Here is a 17210-nt window from a genome sequence, read left to right as displayed (position 1 = left end):
ACCCGCTTCGTCCGGGTACATCCCACCCGCTTCGTGGAGGCACCACATGCTCAAGGGCTTCAAGGAATTCGTGATGCGCGGCAACGTCATCGACCTGGCGGTCGCTGTCGTCATCGGCGCGGCGTTCGGCAAGATCGTCAGCGCGCTGGTGGACAACCTGATCAACCCGTTGATCGCGGCGATCTTCGGCAAGACGGACATCAGCGGCGTGTGGAACTTCAAACTCAACGGCGCGGAGTTCAAGATCGGGGCGATCCTGCAGGAGGCACTGATCTTCCTCTTCACCGCGGCGGCCGTCTACTTCTTCATCGTGCTGCCGATGAACAAGCTGGCCGAACGGCGCAAGCGCGGTCAGGAGCCGGAACCGGAACCGCTGACCGCCGACCAGGAACTGCTCACCGAGATCCGCGACCTCCTGCGCGCCGGCAGCACCGACCCCCGCCCCTGACCGCGCGGCAGGCCACGACAGCAGTCGTCACGGCACCACCGCGTTGCAGCAGAAGTGCGTTTGTAGCGGCAGCCCGTCGTAGCGGCAGCAGTCGTCGCGGCAGCATCGCGTTGTAGCGGCAGTGCGTTTGTAGTGGCAGTTCGTCACGGCAGCAGTTCGTCGTAGTGGCAGTTCGTCGCGGTAGCAGTTCGTCGTAGTGGCAGTTCGTCGCGGTAGCAGTTCGTCGTAGTGGCAGGTGGGCGTGCTTTCCTCAGCAGTTCTCTCGGCCCCTGAGCTCGCCAGTGTCCACCTGTTCGCCGCCGTAGCGCATCCAGCGGTACGGCACCGGTTGGCCGCCGTTCCATTCCTCCATCAACCCGGCGGGAACGTCGACGAAGCCGTTCTGGTGGTAGGCGCGGATCGCCGCCGCGTTCTCCGGGCGGACCCGCAAGAACACCTCCGCGTACCCGGCGTCCAGGGCCGGTCCGAGCAAGGCCCGGACCAGTTCGGCGCCGACCCCACGACCGCGAACCTCCGGGTCCACGATGATCCGGGCCAGTTCGACCTCGTCCTCCACGTCGTCCAGCCAGACCTCGCCGTAACCCACCGGCCGTTCCCCGTCGAACAGCAGATAGGAGTGGATGTCCGCGTCAGCCGTCCGCCAGTTGGTCCGTAACTCGGGTGGGAACGGGTACTCCACCCGCCCCGACAGCAACGCCACCTCCTTGGCGTCCACTGCCCAACTCGCCACCCGGCCGCCGTACCCTTCGGAAAAACCCCGAAGTTCCACGTCTCCCCCTCAGTCGACGAACCCCACGATCGTCTACCGCTGCTGCGACGGATTCTCCACCGGTACAGGCGAAACCGCTACTCGAACCCGTGTTCATCCATTGGAGGCCCCAACGATTCTCACCAGCCCGGAACACTTCGCCGGCTGTTCACCGTCAGCCGCCGTGGTGCGGGGGGACCTCGTTCAGGATGCGATCGTCGTCGTCACTGCCGAAGTCGTTGTCGCCCCAGCTCCGCGGGTCGTCGTCGCGGGTCTGTTCCGGCAGCAGCGGCTCGTCGTCCTCGTACGGGCTCGTCATAGTCCCAGGTTACCGAGTCCCCAGGACGTACCCGGACCGATCTCGCCTTGCACGACCTCGCCCTCGATCGGGGCCCCGGAACCACCCTGCAACTGGGATCCGGCGGCTTCCCGGATCAGCGGCGCGATCCCCGGTTCGCCGTACCAGCGGTTGTTGCCGAGCACACACCAGGAGGTCAGTACGGAGAGCGTCGGCGTGGCCAGGCCGGACAGCCGGAGCGGGACCGCGTTCTGGAAGCCCAAGGTGATCGTCCAGTTCGCCGGATCGGGGTAGAACTCCTGGACGGCGCTGTAGTAGAAGCTCATCCAGCCCTTCGCCGGGACGTGGCAGAGCAGCCGGTAGTTCGTCGCCACCACCGGGAGCTCCTGCGCGTCGCGCCACGACTGCTGCATGTCCCGCTTGGCGGCCGACTTCCGGCTCGCGTTCACCGCGGCGGTGGCGGCCATCATTCCGACCACCATCGCCGGTTTGCCGAAGAAGAACCCGCCGGTGTGCGTGTAGCGCCCGTTTCCGCCGTACAACCGGGCGTACTGGGCGTTGGTCTGGATGTAGGCGGTTTCGCCCGGGTCGAGCACCAGCCCGTACATGGTGAGCTCGGCGGGTACGTTGCCGGCCAGCAGCCAGCGCGCCCAGTCGACGCCGAGCTGCCATTCCTCACGTGCGCGCTGCGCGGCGGCGGCAGCGTCTTTCTTCCGGCCCACGACACAGCATCGTAAGGCGCCACGGGGACAACGGCAGCCGCTACGGCCGGTCGGCGCATCCCGGGCAGTGCATCCCGGGCGACGCGGAGGTGGGCGCCGGGCAGCCGGAGAGGGTTCGCCGGACGACCGTGAGATCGCCCTGTCGGGTGCGTAGTACGGGTCCGAGGACGAGGGGGCGGCCAGTGCGCGCGGGTTACAGGTGTGCCTCGGTTGCCGCTCGATCGGGCGGCGTGACCGGATAGACGTGCTGCCGTGATGTTCCGGCACGCGCGGCGTGACCCCGTTCGAGCATCATGGTGGACCTTGCCAACCCGGAAGGACCGAGTCGTGAGTGCATTACGGACCCGGGGCCTGATCGGTGCGACGCTCGTCGTGGCCGTACTCGGATTCGCCGCCGCCTGCGGCACCGAGAACGCCTCGTCCCCGCCCGCCGCACAGCCCACGGACACCCCGACCACCCCCAGCCTGTCGCCCACCCCCAGCGGCACCCCGAGCATGGACTGCCCGGAAACCATCACGGCCGTCCGCACCGCCACCGACAAAGTGGTCTGGGGCCAGGGCGTCGCCACCTCGGCGTTCCACCCGGTCAGTGTGACGATCTGCCAGTTCGACGCGCAGGCGGCCGGGCAGGACTACGCGACCGTCAAGACCAAGCGCAACGGCAAGCAGGCGACCGAGCTGTTCGCCCTGGTCAACGCGGCCAAGCCGGTCGCGAAGAAGCCGAGCATCTGCACCAAGGAACTCGGCCCCACGTACGTCCTGCGGTTCACCGACAACGACCGCGGCGTGCTGTCCTTCACCGCCGAAGCCTTCGGTTGCCACCGGCTGGTGGCGACCTCCCTGGAGGGCCAGGGCAAGCCTGGCACGCTGCCGGCACCACGCCAGGTGACGGCCGAGCTGACCAAGTCACTCGGCCTCCGCTGACCCCCCGCGCCCGGACGTGCACCCCGAAGCCGTCCGGAGCGGGGTGACCCGCGCCTGCCCTGCGGACCCTTTCCGAGGCCCACCCGCAGGGCAGGCCGCGGCCTGACCTATCGGACCGCGCAGACAGTCCAAGGCAGTCCAAGGCAGCGCCGCGAGATCCGTATCGCGAGATCCAACTGTGTACGAACGGTTGCATCAGCCGCGCGACTCGATGCGTCTTAATAGATGTGAGGAGTTGTACGGCCGGCCAGGGAGTGGCGAGTGGAGTTCGAGGAGTACGTATCCGCCCGTGGGCAGGAACTGGTGCGACTCGGGTTCACCGTCTCCGGCGACTACCAGCGGGCGGAGGACCTGGCACAGATCGCGTTGATGCAGGCGTTCCGGTCCTGGCGGAAGGTGCGCGGCGCGGACGATCCGCATCACTACGTCCGGCGGATCCTGGTGAACGAGTTCCTGTCGATGACGCGCAGACGCTCGTACACCGAGGCTCCGACGGCCGATATCGACCCGCAGCACACGGTGCCCGATCACGCCACCGGCATCGCCGACTCCGACCATCTTTGGCGCGCGCTGGCAACGCTGACCGCCCGGGAACGGGTCGTCCTGGTGCTGCGCTACTACCAGGACCTGGACGACCAGACGATCGCCGACCTGCTCGGCATCAAGCCCTCCTCCGTACGGGCGACCGCGAGCCGCGCGCTCGCGGCACTGCGGAAGACCAGAGAGTCCCATCGCGTCGATGAGAGGTTGTCGTGAGCAACACCGATCTCGAGGATGACCTGCGCGGTACGTTCGAACGCGCCGCGGCCTCGGTGCCGCCGGCCGGCACGCTGACCGAGCGCGCCACCACCGGCGCGCGCCGCGCCCAGCGCCGGACCTGGCTGGTGTCCGGAGCGGCCGCGGTGGCCGTCGCTGCAGTGGTCGTGGCCGGCTTCGGGCTGGCCGGTTCGCACGGCAAGCCCGCGCAAACACCGATAGCGGCCGCTCCGGCCTCCGCCTCGGCGACGCCGGCACCGGAGCCGCCGACCGCCAAGACCGTGTCCGGTACGTGGCGCCCGCTGCAGATGGCCGGCGTGAAGGCGCTGAGGACCCCCCGGCCGGAGGATCCGGTGCTGGTCCTGCACCCGGATGGCACTTGGGGCGGTTCGGACGGCTGCAACAGCCTTCAGGGCACGTTCACGATCGGCCAGCGGGGTGCGTTCAGCGCGACCTCCGGGCCACAGCACATGATCGGCTGCGACAACGTCCCGCACACCGGCGTACTGGACGCCGCGAAGCGGATCGCGGTGTCCGGCGACACGCTGCAGTTCTTCGCCGCCGACGGGCGCCGACTTGCGAGTTACGCTCGCGCACGGTAGTCGAATTTGCTTGCGGACGGTGATCAAGACTTGACGGAGCGGAGTCCTGACCGGACGATCTAAGGGCCAGGTCCACCAATGTGGGGAGCCACGTGCGACTCTCTGTTACCGTCCCGCTGATCACGTTCGGCTCAGCATCACTCTTCGCGGTTGCCCTCACCGCACCCTCGTCGGGTGCGGTGACCGCTGCCACGGCCTGTTCGCACGCGCAGCCGAGCGCGAGCTCGACCGACGCGCAGCGGCTGTCGCAGCCGACCTCGAAGTCCGACGCGCGGCCGCTCGGTGAGTCGATCGGCGACGGCATCTCGGCCGCGGTCGACTCGCTGGAGCCGCTGGACGCCACCGGCCGCCCGAAATCCGGACTACCGTACGGGCTGAGCCAGGGCATCATCGGCGTGGTCGGCTCGGCCACGTCCGGGTACAAGGTCGTCGTCGACTCGGCGAAGCTCGACAGCAAGAAGTACCAGTCGGCGATGGCGCGAAACCTGCCGTCGGCCGGCAAGCAGCTGGTCCGCGTCGAACGCAGCTGCCGCTCAGCTCAGTCGATCGCGGAGGCGTGGAACGCGGTCGGCGCCCGCTCCTGGTCAGCCGATGCCGGCCGGACGACGTTCGCCGCGGACCTCGATCCGCTGACCGAGAACGTCGTCGTCGAGTACGACCAGGCCAGTACGTCACCCGCGTCACTGGCCGGGCTCCGCGACCTGTCCGGAGTCCAGCTCGTCGCCGGTTCGCTAGCACGCACATCCAGGCTCAGCGACACCCCGAAGGGCGGCCACTGGGGCGGCGCCCGGATCACCTCCGCGCTGAAGAACTGCACGGCCGGCTTCTCCGTCGTACGCCGCTCGAACGGCCAGCGTGGATCGGTCACGGCAGGGCACTGCGGTCCGGCCGGGACGATCTGGAAGTCGGGAACCAACTACTACGGCACCACCACGGTCCGGACGAACTACCCGGACTACGACCAGTCCCTGATCACGGGCAGCGCGTACGGCCCGAAGATCTGGACCGACGGCCCCGGCGACTCCGCCGACACCCGCACGGTCACCGGCGGCGGCGACCCCGGCGTCGGCACGGTGGTCTGCCAGTCCGGCAGCTTCAGTACGTCCCTGTGCGGCCTCACGGTCCGTTCCACGTCGGCCAAGTACTGCGACAACGAGGGCTGCACGACGTACGTCATCCGCGCCACCCGCGGCGGCCAGATAGCCATCATCGGCGGCGACTCCGGCGGCCCGCTCTACTCCCGCCGCGGCTCCTCCTCGGCAACCATCCGCGGCATCACCTTCGCCGGCGCCGGCTGCGCCTCTTCCCGCTGCACCACCCTGTACGCCGAGCGCTACAAATCCATCACCGGCCACCTGGGAGTAACCGCCCTCACCGGCTGACCAGCCTCCGCTAAGCTGTCCCCGCGTGCGCCCCCGTAGCTCAGGGGATAGAGCGTCGGTTTCCTAAACCGTGCGTCGCAGGTTCGAATCCTGCCGGGGGCACCCGAGCGGCCTTGGGCTGCGGGGAGATGTGGGTTCAGTTGGGGTTGTGGCGGGTCAGTAGGCAGCCTTCGTGGGGCTGGGCTGCTGGGCGGATGGCACGGTGGGTGGTAGTCCGGAGTCAGGACGGGGCTTGGTGTATTTGGCCGGGCCGGGTCATCATGGCGGGACACCATCGACCGGAGCAGAGACCGCAGTGAAGCTGAGTGACGACGAAGAACTGAAACTGGGTGCGCTTGAGCGTGCGCTGCGGGCGGAAGACCCGCGACTCGATCACCGGCTGGCGCGGATGCGGCCGGGTGGTCCCCGGTCACTCAACGCGGTGCTCGTGCTGTCCGTTCTGGTCGCGCTGGGCGTCGTACTGGCCGCGCTCGGCGATCTGTTCGCCGTTCCGGCGGTCCTGGCGGCCGGGCTGATACTCACGGCGACGGTGCCCACGCTGGCCGTTATCTGGTGGGCTCGCCGCTACTACTGCCGGTACTGCGCCGGGAAGTGGCCGGCCCCGGCCCAGGTGTGCCCGCGCTGCGCGCGCCCGACCCCGGTCTGATCGATCCGGTTCTCCGGGAGCCTTTTCGCATTATCGGACTACGCTGAAAGGTACGTCACACATGGATGGCGTCGGCGTGTCGCCGGTTGTCCGCGAGAAGGAGTTGTGATGTCCGATACACAGAAAGGTACTGCGTTCGAAGCGACGAGTACGCCCGTCGAAGCGCAGGGGACGGCGGTCGAAGCGCCGCTCCGGCAGCAGATCGACACGGGGGTGACCATCGCCGATCCGGCGCCGTTGGGGCTGGCCGGGTTCGCGATGACGACCTTCGTCCTGAGCGTGTTCAACGCGCACCTGATCAGCAACGCGACCCTCGAGGCCGTGGTGCTGCCGCTCGCCGCCTTCTACGGCGGGCTGGGCCAGTTCATGGCCGGCATGTGGGAGTTCCGGAAGGGCAACACGTTCGGCGCGCTGGCGTTCAGTTCGTTCGGGGCGTTCTGGCTGTCGTTCGCCGCGTACGTCAAGTTCGTCCTGCCCGGGCTCGGTGCGAACGCCGCGACGGCGACCGGGCTGTTCCTGCTGGCCTGGACGATCTTCACCGCGTACATGACGGTGGCCGCGGCCCGGGTCAGTGGCGCGGTGCTGGGCGTCTTCGTCTTCCTGACCCTGACGTTCCTGTTCCTCACGATCGGCGCGCTCGGGACCGCGCCGACCATGACGAAGGTGGGTGGCTGGCTCGGTCTGGTGACTGCTGCCGTGGCCTGGTACGCATCCTTCGCCGGAGTCACCAACTTCACCTGGAAGCGGACGGTGCTACCGGTGTTCCCGCTGACACCGGCGCGCCACCGCTGAGTACACGAGTGGGCTTTGGCGCGAGGTCACTCGCGCCAAAACCCTTCCCGGCGCACCGCCCTCCGGTTGGACATCGTGGTCGGATAACGTCTGAGTGGGCTTCGGCCCGCCACCGATGCCAGTACCGAAGGGGAGCAGCCATGCACGTTGTTGTCGGGGCCGGGGCCGTTGGGTCCGTATTGGCCCGGTTGCTGGTTGCCAGAGGCGAACAGGTTCGGGTGATCACCCGATCCGGTGGTGGCCCGGACGGGGTCGAGCGGGTCACCGCTGATGCCAAGGCAGGGTTGACCGCGTACGTCGACGGCGCGCGGGCGATCTACTCGTGCGCGGGACCGGCGTACAGCAAGTGGACTACCGAATGGCCGCCTCTTGGTGCCGCGCTGGTCGCGGCGGCTGAGGCGTCCGGCGCGGTGCTGGTGACCACGGGGAACCTGTACGGGTACGGCGCGGTGGACGGGCCGATGCGGGAAGACCTGCCGATGCTGCCGAACACGGTGAAAGGTCAGGTACGGGCGCAGGTGTGGGCCGATGCACTGGCGGCGCACGAGGCGGGGCGAATCCGGACTGCTGAAGTACGCGGGTCGGACTACCTGGGTAAGGGTGCGGTGTCCCCGTTCAGCGTGACTGTGCTGCCCAAGGTGATTGCCGGTAAGCGCGGGGCGATGCCCGGTGCGCTGGATGCGCCGCACAGCTGGACGTACGTAGGCGATGTCGCTCGGACGCTGATCGCGGTTGCCGATGACGAGAGCTCCTGGGGCCGTGCGTGGCACGTACCGACACCTGCACCGCTCTCCGTACGCCAGCTCGCAACGCGGGCCGCGGAGCTCGCAGGTGCGCGGCCGGCGCGGGTCGCGCCGCTTCCGGGGATACTGCTTCGGCTGGCCGGGTTGGTCAATCCGGCCGCACGCGAGACAGTGGAGATGCAGTACCAGTGGCAGCGTCCGTTCATTCTCGACTCCACCGCCGCGACTGTTGCTTTCGGCCTCGAACCCACGTCCACCGACGACGCGCTGAGGGAGATGCTGGGTTGAATTCCGCGCCTCCGGCACGGCTGATCGGGAAAGGCAGCAATGAGTCCTAGCAGGCAGGGCCGGTGGCTTCGCCGGCTCGTCGTGACGCTGGTGCTGGTCGCGATCCTCGCGTTCGTCGTCGACAAGGTCGCCGGGGTGGTCGCGCAGAACCAGCTCGCCTCGATGGCGCAGAAGGAGGCGGCGAAGTACGGCGTACGCTCCGCCGACACGTCCGTGAAGATCAACGGGTTCTTCATCCCGCAGCTGATCAAGCAGGACTTCTCCAAAGTCAACCTGACGATGGGAAAGCCGACCTTCGACAAGGTCCCGGGCGAGAACCTGACGGTCGACATGAACAACGTTCATGTGCCGCGCTCGTTGCTGTTCCAGCAGTCCGGCACCGTCACCGTCGGCACGACCGACATGCAGGTCCGGATGTCGCCGCGGGAGGTCGGGCGGCTGGCGGTCCGCAGTACCGGACTGGCCGGGCTGACGACCGAGGTGGTCAACGGCAAGCTGCACGCGAAGCTGGCGATGCAGGGCATCAACATCGACGTCCCGGTCGTACCGCAGGTGCAGCAGGGCCGGATCGCACTGGCTCTCGAGGAGTCGGCTACCGGTGCCCCGTCGGCTCTGCAGGACCGGCTGAAGAACCTGCTCGCGCGCGGGATCAGCCTGCCGGAGTTGCCGTTCGGCGCGCAGCTGACCTCGGTGAACGTGCAGGACAACGCGGTCGTGCTGGCGGCGACAGTGAAGGATCTGAAGTTCACCCGCTGATTCCTTGGGTTGCGATGGTTCGCGATATATCGTCGAACTATCGCAGTCACTTTTGGCAAGGGACGGGTGGTCCAGATGACCGGATCGGCGTACGCCGCGGGCTGGCCTTGGGCGCAGTTCACGCGGCACTGTTCGACTTTTGACGAGATCATTGACGAGTTGCGCGCGGCGATGACCGGCCGCCGCACCCACCAGGGGCATCAGCAGAAGTACGGCCCGCAGTGGGGGATGTTCGGTGGCGGGCAGATGTTCGGCCCGCCGTGGGGTCCGCCGCCGCGCTGGCGCGGACCGAAGGCGCGGCGTGGCGACGTCCGGGCGGCGATCCTGGCCGTGCTCGCCGAACAGCCGATGAACGGGTACCAGATCATCCAGGAGATCGCCGAGCGCAGCGGCGGCGTGTGGAAGCCGAGCCCCGGCTCGATCTACCCGACGCTGCAGCAGCTCGAGGACGAGGGCCTGGTGACCGCGGACGCGGAGGCCGGGCGGCGTACGTTCCGGCTCACCGACGAGGGCCGCACGTACGTCGGGGAGCACCAGGACGAGGTGTCCGCGCCCTGGGAGGCGATGAGCGCGCCCGGTGGCGACGACGAGAACGGCTTCCGGCCGGTGCTCGGGCAGGTCGCGACCGCGATGTGGCAGATCATGGCGACCGGAACGCCGGAGCAGCAGGCGAAGGCCCGGGACGCGGTCGGCGAGCTGCGCCGCAAGCTGTACGGCATCCTCGCCGAAGACGACGCCGGCGAGCCGGACGGCGAGCGGGACCGGTCATGAGCGCATCCTCCGACCGCGACCGCCGCGCGGCCGCCCGCGCCGCCCGGCGCGAATGGCACCGTGAGTGGCAACGCAACTGGCAACGCGAGTGGCAGAGCTGGAACGGCCCGAGCTGGAACGGATCAGGCTGGAACGGCGGGGCCGGTGCGCAGACAGGCCGACGGGGCACCAGCTGGCCGATGATGCTGAACAACCTGCAGGACAGCACCACCCGGCGCGAGGACGACGGCGAGCAGGCGGGCCAACGGGGTGACGGTGAAGAGACGGGCCGACGGGGCGGCAGCGCCGGTAAACGGCTGCGGATCGGCGATTCCGAGCGGGATCGCGCGGTTTCGGCGCTCGGCGAGCACTTTGTCGCCGGGCGGTTGACCCAGGCGGAGTTCGAGGAGCGGAGCGAGCAGGCGACGCGCGCCCGGTACGTGGATGACATCGAGCCGCTCTTCGACGACCTGCCGGCATCGGCCGAGGTACAGGTAGCTCAGCAGGGTTGGCCGGTCCGAGGCCCGCGCCGCGCCGCTCCCCCGCCGGCGTTCCTGATGATCGCGCCGTTCCTGATGGTCGGTCTGGTGATCAGCTCGATCGCTCTGACCGCACCGTGGTTGCTGTGGGGCCTGTTCTGGATCGTCCTGATCAGCGGCATGTCCCGCCAACGCTGGCAACAAAACCGCCGCTGACCCGGCCGCCCTTGACGCGTACGCCGGTAGGCCGCCGTTGACGCGGATGCAGGCCTACTGGCGCCGGCGGGTTCGCGGGATCTCCTGCGCGAACTCGACCACGAAACCATCCGGGTCAGCCACGTGGACCGTCCGATGTCCCCACGGACGGTCCGCCGGCCCACTCAGCACCGGCACCCCGGCCGCCCGCAACCGCGCCGCGCACCCATCCACGTCGTCGACCATCACCACCACCTCCCCACCCGCCCCCGGCGACACCACCTCCCCCGTCAACCACTCCGCCCGCCGCCGCTCGTACAACCCGAACCGCACCCCACCCGCGTCGAACTCGGCGTACCCCGCATCCGTGAACTTGTACGCCAGCCCCACCACATCCCGGTAGAACCCCACTGAAACCTCAAGCTCCCCCACGTACAAAATCACGTACCCGATACCCATAACCCGCACGCTACGCGGCCGGCGAGCGTTGAGAACCACCAGATGTTGCATATATGCTACTTACATGAGCGCGGGCGACTTACTGAGACAGGCACGGGAGGATGCCGGCCTGTCCAGAAGCGCGCTGGCGGCCAAAGCCGGGGTTCCGACCTCGACCGTCTCACGGATAGAGGCGGGATCGAGTGACCCGACGCTGACCATGCTGTCCCGGCTTGTCGCGGCCGCGGGCCAGGAGTTGTCGGTCGCAGTGCGGACGCCCGCACTGGCGCCGGAACTCACGATCGGAAGTCTGGCCGGGGCGTACGCCCCTGATGCGCGGGTCCGCAAGATCAACTGGGCACGCTTGCGGGGATTCCTGGACGTCCTCGCCGAGCATCCTGAACTTACCGCGGCGGCAATCGCGTCCCCGCCGGACCGAACCGGTGACGCCGCGTTCGACGCACTGCTGGCCGGCGTCGCGGAGAAGCTGGCCGACGACGCCGGGCTCCCCCGCCCACGCTGGACCCGATCGGTTCCGTCATCACCCACGCCCTGGGAGACGCCCGGCACGCCGGCCCGGATCCGCCGGGCGCGGGCACAGACCCCAATCCAACTGGCAGCCCGCAACATCTGGCTCCCCACCCACGACCTTTGGCGCAACGCGGCATGAGCCACGGAACCCCTGGCCGAGTTCCCGTCGTCCTGAACAAGGCAGAGATCCTCGACCACCTCACCGAACTCGCCGACGAACTGGCCGGCCGGAGTCTTTCCTGCCGGTTGGTTGTCGTCGGTGGGTCGTACCTGGCCTTGCACGATCTTCGCGAGTCCACCGCGGACGTCGACTCTCTGACCAGGCTGACCAAAGAGGTGAAGAGCGTCGTCCGCCAGGTGGGCGAGCGACACGGTCTGAAAGCAAGCTGGCTCAACGACTCCGCCGCGATGTTCTCCCCTGCCGGACTTGACCTCGACAACTGCGAAGTGGTGTACGAACACAGTCATCTCACCGTCCTCTGCCCGCCGGCGCAGCAGATTTTTCTGATGAAGCTGCTGGCCAGCCGCGCGCCGGACCACGACGACATGATCGCGCTGTGGCCTCGGTGTGGATTCGTGAGCGCACCGGCAGCGGTGGACGCCTATTACCTCGCTTATCCCTTCGAGGAGCATGACCCGTTCCTTGTCGACTACGTCCAGCAGATCGCGGAGCTGGCCGGTGGCTGATTGGATGGGCGTATGACGACTGTGCTGCGCTATGCCGCGTTCACTGGGGATCCGGGTGGGGGGAATCCGGCGGGGGTGGTGCTGGATGCTGGTGGGCTGGATGGGCGGGAGATGCAGGCGATCGCGGCGGAGGTTGGGTACTCCGAGACGGCGTTCCTGACGGGTGGGCCGGATGCGGGCGGGGTGCGGACGGTTCGGTACTTTTCGCCGAAGGCGGAGGTGCCGTTCTGTGGGCATGCGACGGTGGCGACGGCGGTTGCGTTGGCGGAGCGGGTTGGGCCTGGGGAACTGGTGTTCTCGACGCCGGCCGGGATCGTGCCGGTGAGTGTGGATGCGGGGTTGCGGGCGACGCTGAGCAGTGTCGAGCCGGCCGTTGAACCGGTTGAGCTTGGTGATGTGCTGGAGATCCTGCGGTGGTCGGCGGGTGATCTCGAGCCGGCGCTGCCGCCGCGGGTCGCGTACGCGGGGGCGCGTCATCTTGTGCTGGCGGCGGCTACCCGGGAGCGGCTGGCCGAGCTGGACTACGACTTCGATCGGCTGCTCGCGTACATGCTGGAGCGCGATCTCACCACCTTGCAGCTCGTCTGGCGCGAGTCGCCGACCGTTTTTCATGTACGCGACCCGTTTCCGGTCGGCGGGGTCGTCGAGGACCCGGCCACCGGCGCGGCGGCGGCCGCGTTCGGCGCGTACCTGCGTGAGCTGGGCCTCGGTCAGCCGAAGATCACGCTGCACCAAGGCGACGACCTCGGCCGCCCGAGCCTGATCACGGTGGAACTACGCCCGGGCGACAACCGCGTCCACGTCAGCGGCACGGCCGTCCCCATCACCACGCCCGAGTAACCAACCCGGCGCAACCAACCCGGCGTAATCCGCGCAGCGGTCACGGGACGCGGGTGAGCCACTCCTCGGTGCCGAACTTCGTCCTGACCCGGTCGTCGGCGAGCTCGACCGTCGCGTCGTCGATCGCACCGGGCGCCAGGCCGTAACGGGCCTTGAAGGTGCCCACCATCCGCTCGATCACGTCCGCGCGGTCGAGCCCGGTCTGGCTGCGCAAGGGGTCGACGCGCTTGTTCGCGCTCGTGGTCCCCTTGTCGGACAGCTTTTCGCGGCCGATCCGGAGTACGTCCAGCATCTTCGCCGCATCCATGTCGTACGCCATCGTGACGTGATGCAGCACCGCCCCGCCGGCGAACCGCTTCTGCGCGGCGCCGGCGATCTTCCCGGCCGGTGAGGTGATGTCGTTGATCGGCTGGTACGTGGCCGCGATCCCGAGATCGTTGAGTGCACCAATCACCCAGTCGTCCAGGTACGCGTACGACTCGACGAACGACAGCCCCGAAACCAGCGATTCCGGAACGTACAGCGAGTACGTGATCGTGTTGCCAGGTTCGACGAACATCGCGCCGCCGCCGCTGATCCGGCGTACGACGGTGACGTCGTTGCGCGCCGCGCCGTCCAGGTCGACCTCGTTGCGTACGGACTGGAAACTGCCGATGATGACCGCGTTCGAGGCCCATTCCCAGACCCGCAGCGTCGGCGGACGTTCGCCGTTGCCGACCTGCTCGGCCAGCACCTCGTCCAGCGCCATCTGCAGCGCCGGCTCCCGCGGTACGTCGTGGACGAACTCCCATTGATGGTCGCGCCAACCAGTTGCTCCGGTCAGCGCCCGCCGGACCGCGACCGCCACCGCCTCGGGCGAGAAGCCGAGCATCTCGACCCCGTCGCCGAGCACGCCACGGACCCGGGCGGCGATCTGTGCCGCCGCGGTGCCTACCGGGAGACCGGCCAGTGCTCCGTTGATCCGCTCCAGCGCGTCGTCCGGTTCGAGGAAGAAGTCCCCGGAGATCTGCGCGGCCCGGACGTGGTTGTCGACCACGTCCAGATCGGCGACGACAAGCTTCCCGCCCGGCACCTTGTACTCACCATGCATGCTCAGAACAACTTGCTCCGCCCAACGGATGTTCCCACGAACACTCAGGCCGCCGGCTTGAGCTGGACCGCGACCTGCCAGACCCGCGTACGCACGGTGCCGATGTCCGCGGACGCGTCGACCTCGTGGTGAATCCCGCGATCGGCGTACAGGTCGAACAGCGGCGCGGTCTGCGCGTGGTAGACCTCGAACCGGCGCCGGATGACGTCCTCGGTGTCGTCGGAGCGGTGTTCGAGCTCGGCCCGCCGGAGCAGCCGGTGGACGAGGGCGTCGGGCTGCACCTGCAGCACCAGCGCCGCGTCCAGCGATCGCCCTTGCCGGCCGAGGATGTCGTCCAGCACGCCGGCCTGGTCGAGCGTCCGCGGGTACCCGTCGAGGACGAATCCCGGACCGGCGTCGGGCTCGGCCAGCCGGTCCCGGACCATCCCGTTGGTGACCTCGTCCGGCACGTACTCACCGGCGTCGAGGTAACCCTGCGCGGTCTTGCCGAGCTCGGTGCCGTCCGCGATGTTGCTCCGGAACAGGTCACCGGTGGCGATCACCGGTACGCCGAGGTGCTCCGCGAGCAGCCCCGCGTGCGTTCCTTTGCCCGCTCCGGGCGGCCCCATCAGCAAGACCGTGGTCACGGCACCCCTCCTGACACTCGGTGAGTCCCTCAGCGTAAGGGAGCTTTCGCCGCCGCGGTACGGCGTACGTCACTCCCGATCCGCGGTTTCGTCACGCCGCGCGCGTTACTGTACGAAATCATGCAATCTCGCGCAGTGATCAGAATTCCATCTCCGGCCGGAGCTCGATCACGTCGCCGGGACCGGCGAACTTGGCGGCCAGTTCTTCCGCGCGTTCCCGGGTGGCGCAGTCGAGTACGAAGAACCCGGCCAGCTGCTCCTTGGACTCGGCGTACGGCCCGTCCGTACTCACCGGGCGCTTGCCCTCGAACCGATACGTCCGCGCGGTCGCCGGAGCGTCCAGGGCCAGCCCAGTGACCAGTTCACCGGACTCGGACAGCTCACCCAGCATCTCCTCGAACTCCTTGGCCATCGCCGCCCGCTCCTGGTCCGGGACGGCCCGCCCGACCTGGGTGTAGTCGATCGTCGGGTGACCCCACGGTTGCGGGTTGGAGTGGATCAGCACCACGTACTTCATGACAGCGCCTCCAGTGCGTTCTCAGCCGGTACGCCTGGTGCGCCCCGGCACCCGTAGGTCGGAGGCCTCGATCATGCCTCGACATTTTTGCCCGCTGTATTCCAGGTCACATCGAGTCACATTCGCCGGGCCGAGATCCGTCAGGAGATCAGAACCCGAGAGGAGAACGACATGAGCACGATCCTGGTAACCGGTGGCACCGGCACGATCGGCCGGCAGGTGGTCCCGCTGCTGCAGGAGGCGGGCTGCAAGGTGCGAGTACTGACCCGGCACGCGCAGGACCGCGGTGACGGCGTCGAGTACCTGGCAGTCGACCTGCTCACCGGAGAAGGCCTCGACCAGGCAGTAGCCGGTGCAGACGTCATCGTGCACCTGGCCGGTGGTCCGAAGGGCGACGAGGTCAGTACCGGCAACCTGGTGCGCGCAGCGGAGCGGGCGGGCGTACGGCACCTCGTACACATCTCGGTGACTGCGGTCGACCAGCTGCCGATGGCGTACTTCAAGTCGAAGCTGGGCGCCGAGCAGGCTGTCCTGGCGTCCTCGGTGCCGTCATCGGTGGTACGGGTCGCGCAGCTGCACGAGTTCGCCTGGACGATCGTGCAGGGGATGGCCAAGCTGCCTGTGCTCCCGAAGCTTGGTGGTGCCCGGCTGCAGCCGGTCGATGCCAGGGACGTGGGGCAGCGGCTCGCTGAGCTGGCGCTCGGCGAACCGCAGGGCCTGGTGGCTGACCTGGTCGGTCCCAAGGTGTACAGCGTGTCCGACCTGGCCCGTGACTACCTGCGAGCCACTGGGAAGCGCCGGCTGTCCGTACCGGTCCATGTGCCCGGCAAGGTGGGCAAGGTGTACCGCGCCGGCGGCAACCTCACTCTGACCGGCGCGGACCTCGGCACTCACACCTGGGAGGACTTCGTCGCCGCACACGACTGAACGCCCGGCTGAACAGACAGCTGGAGGTACGGCGCGAGCAAGCCGGCCAAGTCCGGTGTACCGCGCCGGGCGATCCCAGCCAGGAAGTCAGCCACCTGTACTCGCGGATCCTCGCGAGAGTCGACCTGTACGAACGAGCGCAGTGGAGCCCGCTCAGCCAGGTACGCGCCGAGCCGGTCCACCCGTCCCTTCGTGAGCGCACTCTGCTCGTCGTGCACCACAGCTACCGCTCGCCGGCCGCCGCTCCAGTACAGCAGCGTCTCCGCGAGTGCCGGCACCAGTGGCTCCAATGGCGGCGGTATCTCCGGGTCGTCGTCGATCAACCGCCTCATCACCGCTTCGACCCGGACCCGGGTCACCAACCGCAACGCGGGTACGTCAGCCGGCATCGTCGCGAAGAACCGGTCGATGGCCGTGTGATCAAGCAGCTTGACCCGTTTGGTCCGCGTCAGGTCCACAAAGGCAGCCAGGAAGCCAGTGCGGTTCCGTACGGCCGCTACCGCGGCAGAGTGGTTCGTACCGAGCGCAGTGCCCGCTCCGTACGACGGTTCCTCGGTGAAGAGCTCGAACACACGCGCGGCGACGTACGCGGTCTTGTCGATGACGTGTACGTGGGCATGTCCATGCAGTGTGGTCAGCAGCCACTCCAGTGCAGGACGCTGCTCCGGTCGTAGCAACTGGTTGGACTTGTACTCCGACCGGCGGCGCAGGCGGGTACGTAGTACTGCAATCAGGTCGGCTGCTGCAGCTACGGAGAGGTCGACGCTGGCGTGGGTGATGACAGGTGAGGTGGGGTCGAGCAGGTTGGTGCCGGAGAACCCCGACTCGTCACACGCGATCTCGACCCAGGATGACTCGATGGTCATGAGAAGACTCCAAGAAGGACTGCACGCTGGGGAGCCTGTCGGGTGGACAGGCTTGAACAGAGCGCGCGCCGGGTGGGCGCGCGGTGATCAGTAAGCGGCAGCGGTCTTGGCAGACATGCGGTCCATCATGGTCCGGCCAAGAGCCGGGCACCAGTGAAT

General features: G+C 68.3%; 23 protein-coding genes and 1 tRNA gene. 16 read left to right on the top strand and 8 right to left on the bottom strand.

What is annotated here, in order from left to right:
- Positions 1–46: 46 nt before the first annotated feature.
- Positions 47–448: a large conductance mechanosensitive channel protein MscL gene (mscL, locus tag HDA44_RS32805; protein WP_184841138.1), complete on the top strand. Its 402-nt coding sequence runs from the start codon at positions 47–49 to the stop codon at positions 446–448.
- Positions 449–698: 250 nt separating this feature from the next.
- Here the strand turns inward: mscL and HDA44_RS32800 are convergent, their stop codons facing one another.
- The 3 genes from HDA44_RS32800 to HDA44_RS32790 form a co-directional block, all read right to left on the bottom strand.
- Positions 699–1178 carry a GNAT family N-acetyltransferase gene (locus HDA44_RS32800; RefSeq protein ID WP_337906687.1) on the bottom strand — a complete coding sequence of 160 codons (480 nt, stop codon included), beginning with the start codon at positions 1176–1178 and terminating at the stop codon, positions 699–701.
- A gap of 193 nt (positions 1179–1371) precedes the next feature.
- Positions 1372–1515, bottom strand: coding sequence for a hypothetical protein (locus HDA44_RS32795; RefSeq protein ID WP_184841133.1), 144 nt, complete (start codon positions 1513–1515; stop codon positions 1372–1374).
- A complete protein-coding gene (locus HDA44_RS32790; RefSeq protein WP_184841131.1) occupies positions 1512–2216 on the bottom strand; it encodes a hypothetical protein in 705 nt (234 codons plus the stop codon). The genes HDA44_RS32795 and HDA44_RS32790 overlap by 4 nt, the downstream gene beginning before the upstream one ends.
- A 327-nt stretch (positions 2217–2543) precedes the next feature.
- On the opposite strand from HDA44_RS32790, the gene HDA44_RS32785 reads away from it, so the two are divergent.
- The 11 genes from HDA44_RS32785 (at position 2544) to HDA44_RS32735 (ending at position 10550) form a co-directional block, all read left to right on the top strand.
- Complete coding sequence (locus tag HDA44_RS32785; protein WP_337906685.1) at positions 2544–3140, top strand: hypothetical protein; 597 nt, start codon at positions 2544–2546, stop codon at positions 3138–3140.
- Positions 3141–3401: 261 nt separating this feature from the next.
- Complete coding sequence (locus HDA44_RS32780) at positions 3402–3896, top strand: SigE family RNA polymerase sigma factor (protein WP_184841129.1); 495 nt, start codon at positions 3402–3404, stop codon at positions 3894–3896.
- Positions 3893–4498 (top strand): META domain-containing protein, encoded by a 606-nt coding sequence (locus HDA44_RS32775; protein ID WP_184841127.1) that lies wholly within the window; start codon positions 3893–3895, stop codon positions 4496–4498. The genes HDA44_RS32780 and HDA44_RS32775 overlap by 4 nt, the downstream gene beginning before the upstream one ends.
- A gap of 92 nt (positions 4499–4590) precedes the next feature.
- Complete coding sequence (locus HDA44_RS32770; protein WP_337906684.1) at positions 4591–5880, top strand: S1 family peptidase; 1290 nt, start codon at positions 4591–4593, stop codon at positions 5878–5880.
- 29 nt (positions 5881–5909) lie between these two features.
- Positions 5910–5982: transfer RNA gene (locus HDA44_RS32765), tRNA-Arg, on the top strand.
- A gap of 193 nt (positions 5983–6175) precedes the next feature.
- A complete protein-coding gene (locus HDA44_RS32760) occupies positions 6176–6526 on the top strand; it encodes a DUF3040 domain-containing protein (RefSeq protein ID WP_184841125.1) in 351 nt (116 codons plus the stop codon).
- Positions 6527–6634: 108 nt separating this feature from the next.
- Positions 6635–7318 (top strand): acetate uptake transporter, encoded by a 684-nt coding sequence (locus HDA44_RS32755; protein ID WP_184841123.1) that lies wholly within the window; start codon positions 6635–6637, stop codon positions 7316–7318.
- A gap of 140 nt (positions 7319–7458) precedes the next feature.
- Positions 7459–8349, top strand: coding sequence for an NAD-dependent epimerase/dehydratase family protein (locus HDA44_RS32750; RefSeq protein ID WP_184841121.1), 891 nt, complete (start codon positions 7459–7461; stop codon positions 8347–8349).
- 39 nt (positions 8350–8388) lie between these two features.
- Positions 8389–9105 carry an LmeA family phospholipid-binding protein gene (locus HDA44_RS32745; RefSeq protein ID WP_184841119.1) on the top strand — a complete coding sequence of 239 codons (717 nt, stop codon included), beginning with the start codon at positions 8389–8391 and terminating at the stop codon, positions 9103–9105.
- Positions 9106–9180: 75 nt separating this feature from the next.
- A complete protein-coding gene (locus tag HDA44_RS32740; protein WP_184841117.1) occupies positions 9181–9876 on the top strand; it encodes a PadR family transcriptional regulator in 696 nt (231 codons plus the stop codon).
- A complete protein-coding gene (locus HDA44_RS32735) occupies positions 9873–10550 on the top strand; it encodes a DUF1707 SHOCT-like domain-containing protein (protein ID WP_238352602.1) in 678 nt (225 codons plus the stop codon). The genes HDA44_RS32740 and HDA44_RS32735 overlap by 4 nt, the downstream gene beginning before the upstream one ends.
- A gap of 54 nt (positions 10551–10604) precedes the next feature.
- On the opposite strand, the gene HDA44_RS32730 is transcribed toward HDA44_RS32735, so the two are convergent.
- The gene (locus tag HDA44_RS32730) at positions 10605–10988 is read right to left on the bottom strand and encodes a VOC family protein (RefSeq protein ID WP_184841115.1); all 384 of its coding nucleotides are present in this window, start codon (positions 10986–10988) and stop codon (positions 10605–10607) included.
- 64 nt (positions 10989–11052) lie between these two features.
- Here HDA44_RS32730 and HDA44_RS32725 point away from each other — a divergent pair, with 64 nt between their 5' ends.
- From HDA44_RS32725 to HDA44_RS32715, 3 genes are read left to right on the top strand one after another with little or no spacing between them, the layout of a single operon-like run.
- Complete coding sequence (locus HDA44_RS32725; RefSeq protein WP_184841113.1) at positions 11053–11637, top strand: helix-turn-helix domain-containing protein; 585 nt, start codon at positions 11053–11055, stop codon at positions 11635–11637.
- Positions 11634–12185 (top strand): DUF6036 family nucleotidyltransferase, encoded by a 552-nt coding sequence (locus HDA44_RS32720; protein ID WP_184841111.1) that lies wholly within the window; start codon positions 11634–11636, stop codon positions 12183–12185. The genes HDA44_RS32725 and HDA44_RS32720 overlap by 4 nt, the downstream gene beginning before the upstream one ends.
- 12 nt (positions 12186–12197) lie before the next feature.
- A complete protein-coding gene (locus HDA44_RS32715) occupies positions 12198–13025 on the top strand; it encodes a PhzF family phenazine biosynthesis isomerase (protein ID WP_184841109.1) in 828 nt (275 codons plus the stop codon).
- A gap of 40 nt (positions 13026–13065) precedes the next feature.
- Here the strand turns inward: HDA44_RS32715 and HDA44_RS32710 are convergent, their stop codons facing one another.
- The 3 genes from HDA44_RS32710 to HDA44_RS32700 form a co-directional block, all read right to left on the bottom strand.
- Positions 13066–14115, bottom strand: a complete 1050-nt coding sequence (locus tag HDA44_RS32710; protein WP_184841107.1) for a lipoate-protein ligase LplAB — start codon at positions 14113–14115, stop codon at positions 13066–13068.
- 44 nt (positions 14116–14159) lie between these two features.
- Entirely contained in the window at positions 14160–14741 is a 582-nt protein-coding gene (locus HDA44_RS32705) for an adenylate kinase (protein ID WP_184841105.1), read from the bottom strand.
- A 139-nt stretch (positions 14742–14880) separates the two neighbouring features.
- Positions 14881–15258: a YciI family protein gene (locus HDA44_RS32700; RefSeq protein ID WP_184841103.1), complete on the bottom strand. Its 378-nt coding sequence runs from the start codon at positions 15256–15258 to the stop codon at positions 14881–14883.
- Positions 15259–15429: 171 nt separating this feature from the next.
- Here HDA44_RS32700 and HDA44_RS32695 point away from each other — a divergent pair, with 171 nt between their 5' ends.
- Positions 15430–16185: an SDR family oxidoreductase gene (locus HDA44_RS32695; RefSeq protein ID WP_184841101.1), complete on the top strand. Its 756-nt coding sequence runs from the start codon at positions 15430–15432 to the stop codon at positions 16183–16185.
- On the opposite strand, the gene HDA44_RS32690 is transcribed toward HDA44_RS32695, so the two are convergent.
- Positions 16149–17051 carry a DUF3800 domain-containing protein gene (locus tag HDA44_RS32690; protein WP_184841099.1) on the bottom strand — a complete coding sequence of 301 codons (903 nt, stop codon included), beginning with the start codon at positions 17049–17051 and terminating at the stop codon, positions 16149–16151. The genes HDA44_RS32695 and HDA44_RS32690 overlap by 37 nt on opposite strands.
- Positions 17052–17210 lie beyond the last annotated feature (159 nt).

Source organism: Kribbella solani (assembly GCF_014205295.1).
GTDB lineage: Bacteria > Actinomycetota > Actinomycetes > Propionibacteriales > Kribbellaceae > Kribbella > Kribbella solani.
Note: the sequence above shows the minus strand (reverse complement) of the source record. Positions and strands in the feature narration are given on the sequence as shown.

Coding starts and splice junctions, on each gene's coding strand:
- mscL (WP_184841138.1), top strand. CDS start 47: ATGCTCAAGGGCTTCAAGGAATTCGTGATGCGCGGCAACGTCATCGAC.
- HDA44_RS32795 (WP_184841133.1), bottom strand. CDS start 1,515: ATGACGAGCCCGTACGAGGACGACGAGCCGCTGCTGCCGGAACAGACC.
- HDA44_RS32755 (WP_184841123.1), top strand. CDS start 6,635: ATGTCCGATACACAGAAAGGTACTGCGTTCGAAGCGACGAGTACGCCC.
- HDA44_RS32750 (WP_184841121.1), top strand. CDS start 7,459: ATGCACGTTGTTGTCGGGGCCGGGGCCGTTGGGTCCGTATTGGCCCGG.
- HDA44_RS32745 (WP_184841119.1), top strand. CDS start 8,389: ATGAGTCCTAGCAGGCAGGGCCGGTGGCTTCGCCGGCTCGTCGTGACG.
- HDA44_RS32740 (WP_184841117.1), top strand. CDS start 9,181: ATGACCGGATCGGCGTACGCCGCGGGCTGGCCTTGGGCGCAGTTCACG.
- HDA44_RS32735 (WP_238352602.1), top strand. CDS start 9,873: ATGAGCGCATCCTCCGACCGCGACCGCCGCGCGGCCGCCCGCGCCGCC.
- HDA44_RS32730 (WP_184841115.1), bottom strand. CDS start 10,988: ATGGGTATCGGGTACGTGATTTTGTACGTGGGGGAGCTTGAGGTTTCA.
- HDA44_RS32725 (WP_184841113.1), top strand. CDS start 11,053: ATGAGCGCGGGCGACTTACTGAGACAGGCACGGGAGGATGCCGGCCTG.
- HDA44_RS32720 (WP_184841111.1), top strand. CDS start 11,634: ATGAGCCACGGAACCCCTGGCCGAGTTCCCGTCGTCCTGAACAAGGCA.
- HDA44_RS32715 (WP_184841109.1), top strand. CDS start 12,198: ATGACGACTGTGCTGCGCTATGCCGCGTTCACTGGGGATCCGGGTGGG.
- HDA44_RS32710 (WP_184841107.1), bottom strand. CDS start 14,115: ATGCATGGTGAGTACAAGGTGCCGGGCGGGAAGCTTGTCGTCGCCGAT.
- HDA44_RS32700 (WP_184841103.1), bottom strand. CDS start 15,258: ATGAAGTACGTGGTGCTGATCCACTCCAACCCGCAACCGTGGGGTCAC.
- HDA44_RS32695 (WP_184841101.1), top strand. CDS start 15,430: ATGAGCACGATCCTGGTAACCGGTGGCACCGGCACGATCGGCCGGCAG.
- HDA44_RS32690 (WP_184841099.1), bottom strand. CDS start 17,051: ATGACCATCGAGTCATCCTGGGTCGAGATCGCGTGTGACGAGTCGGGG.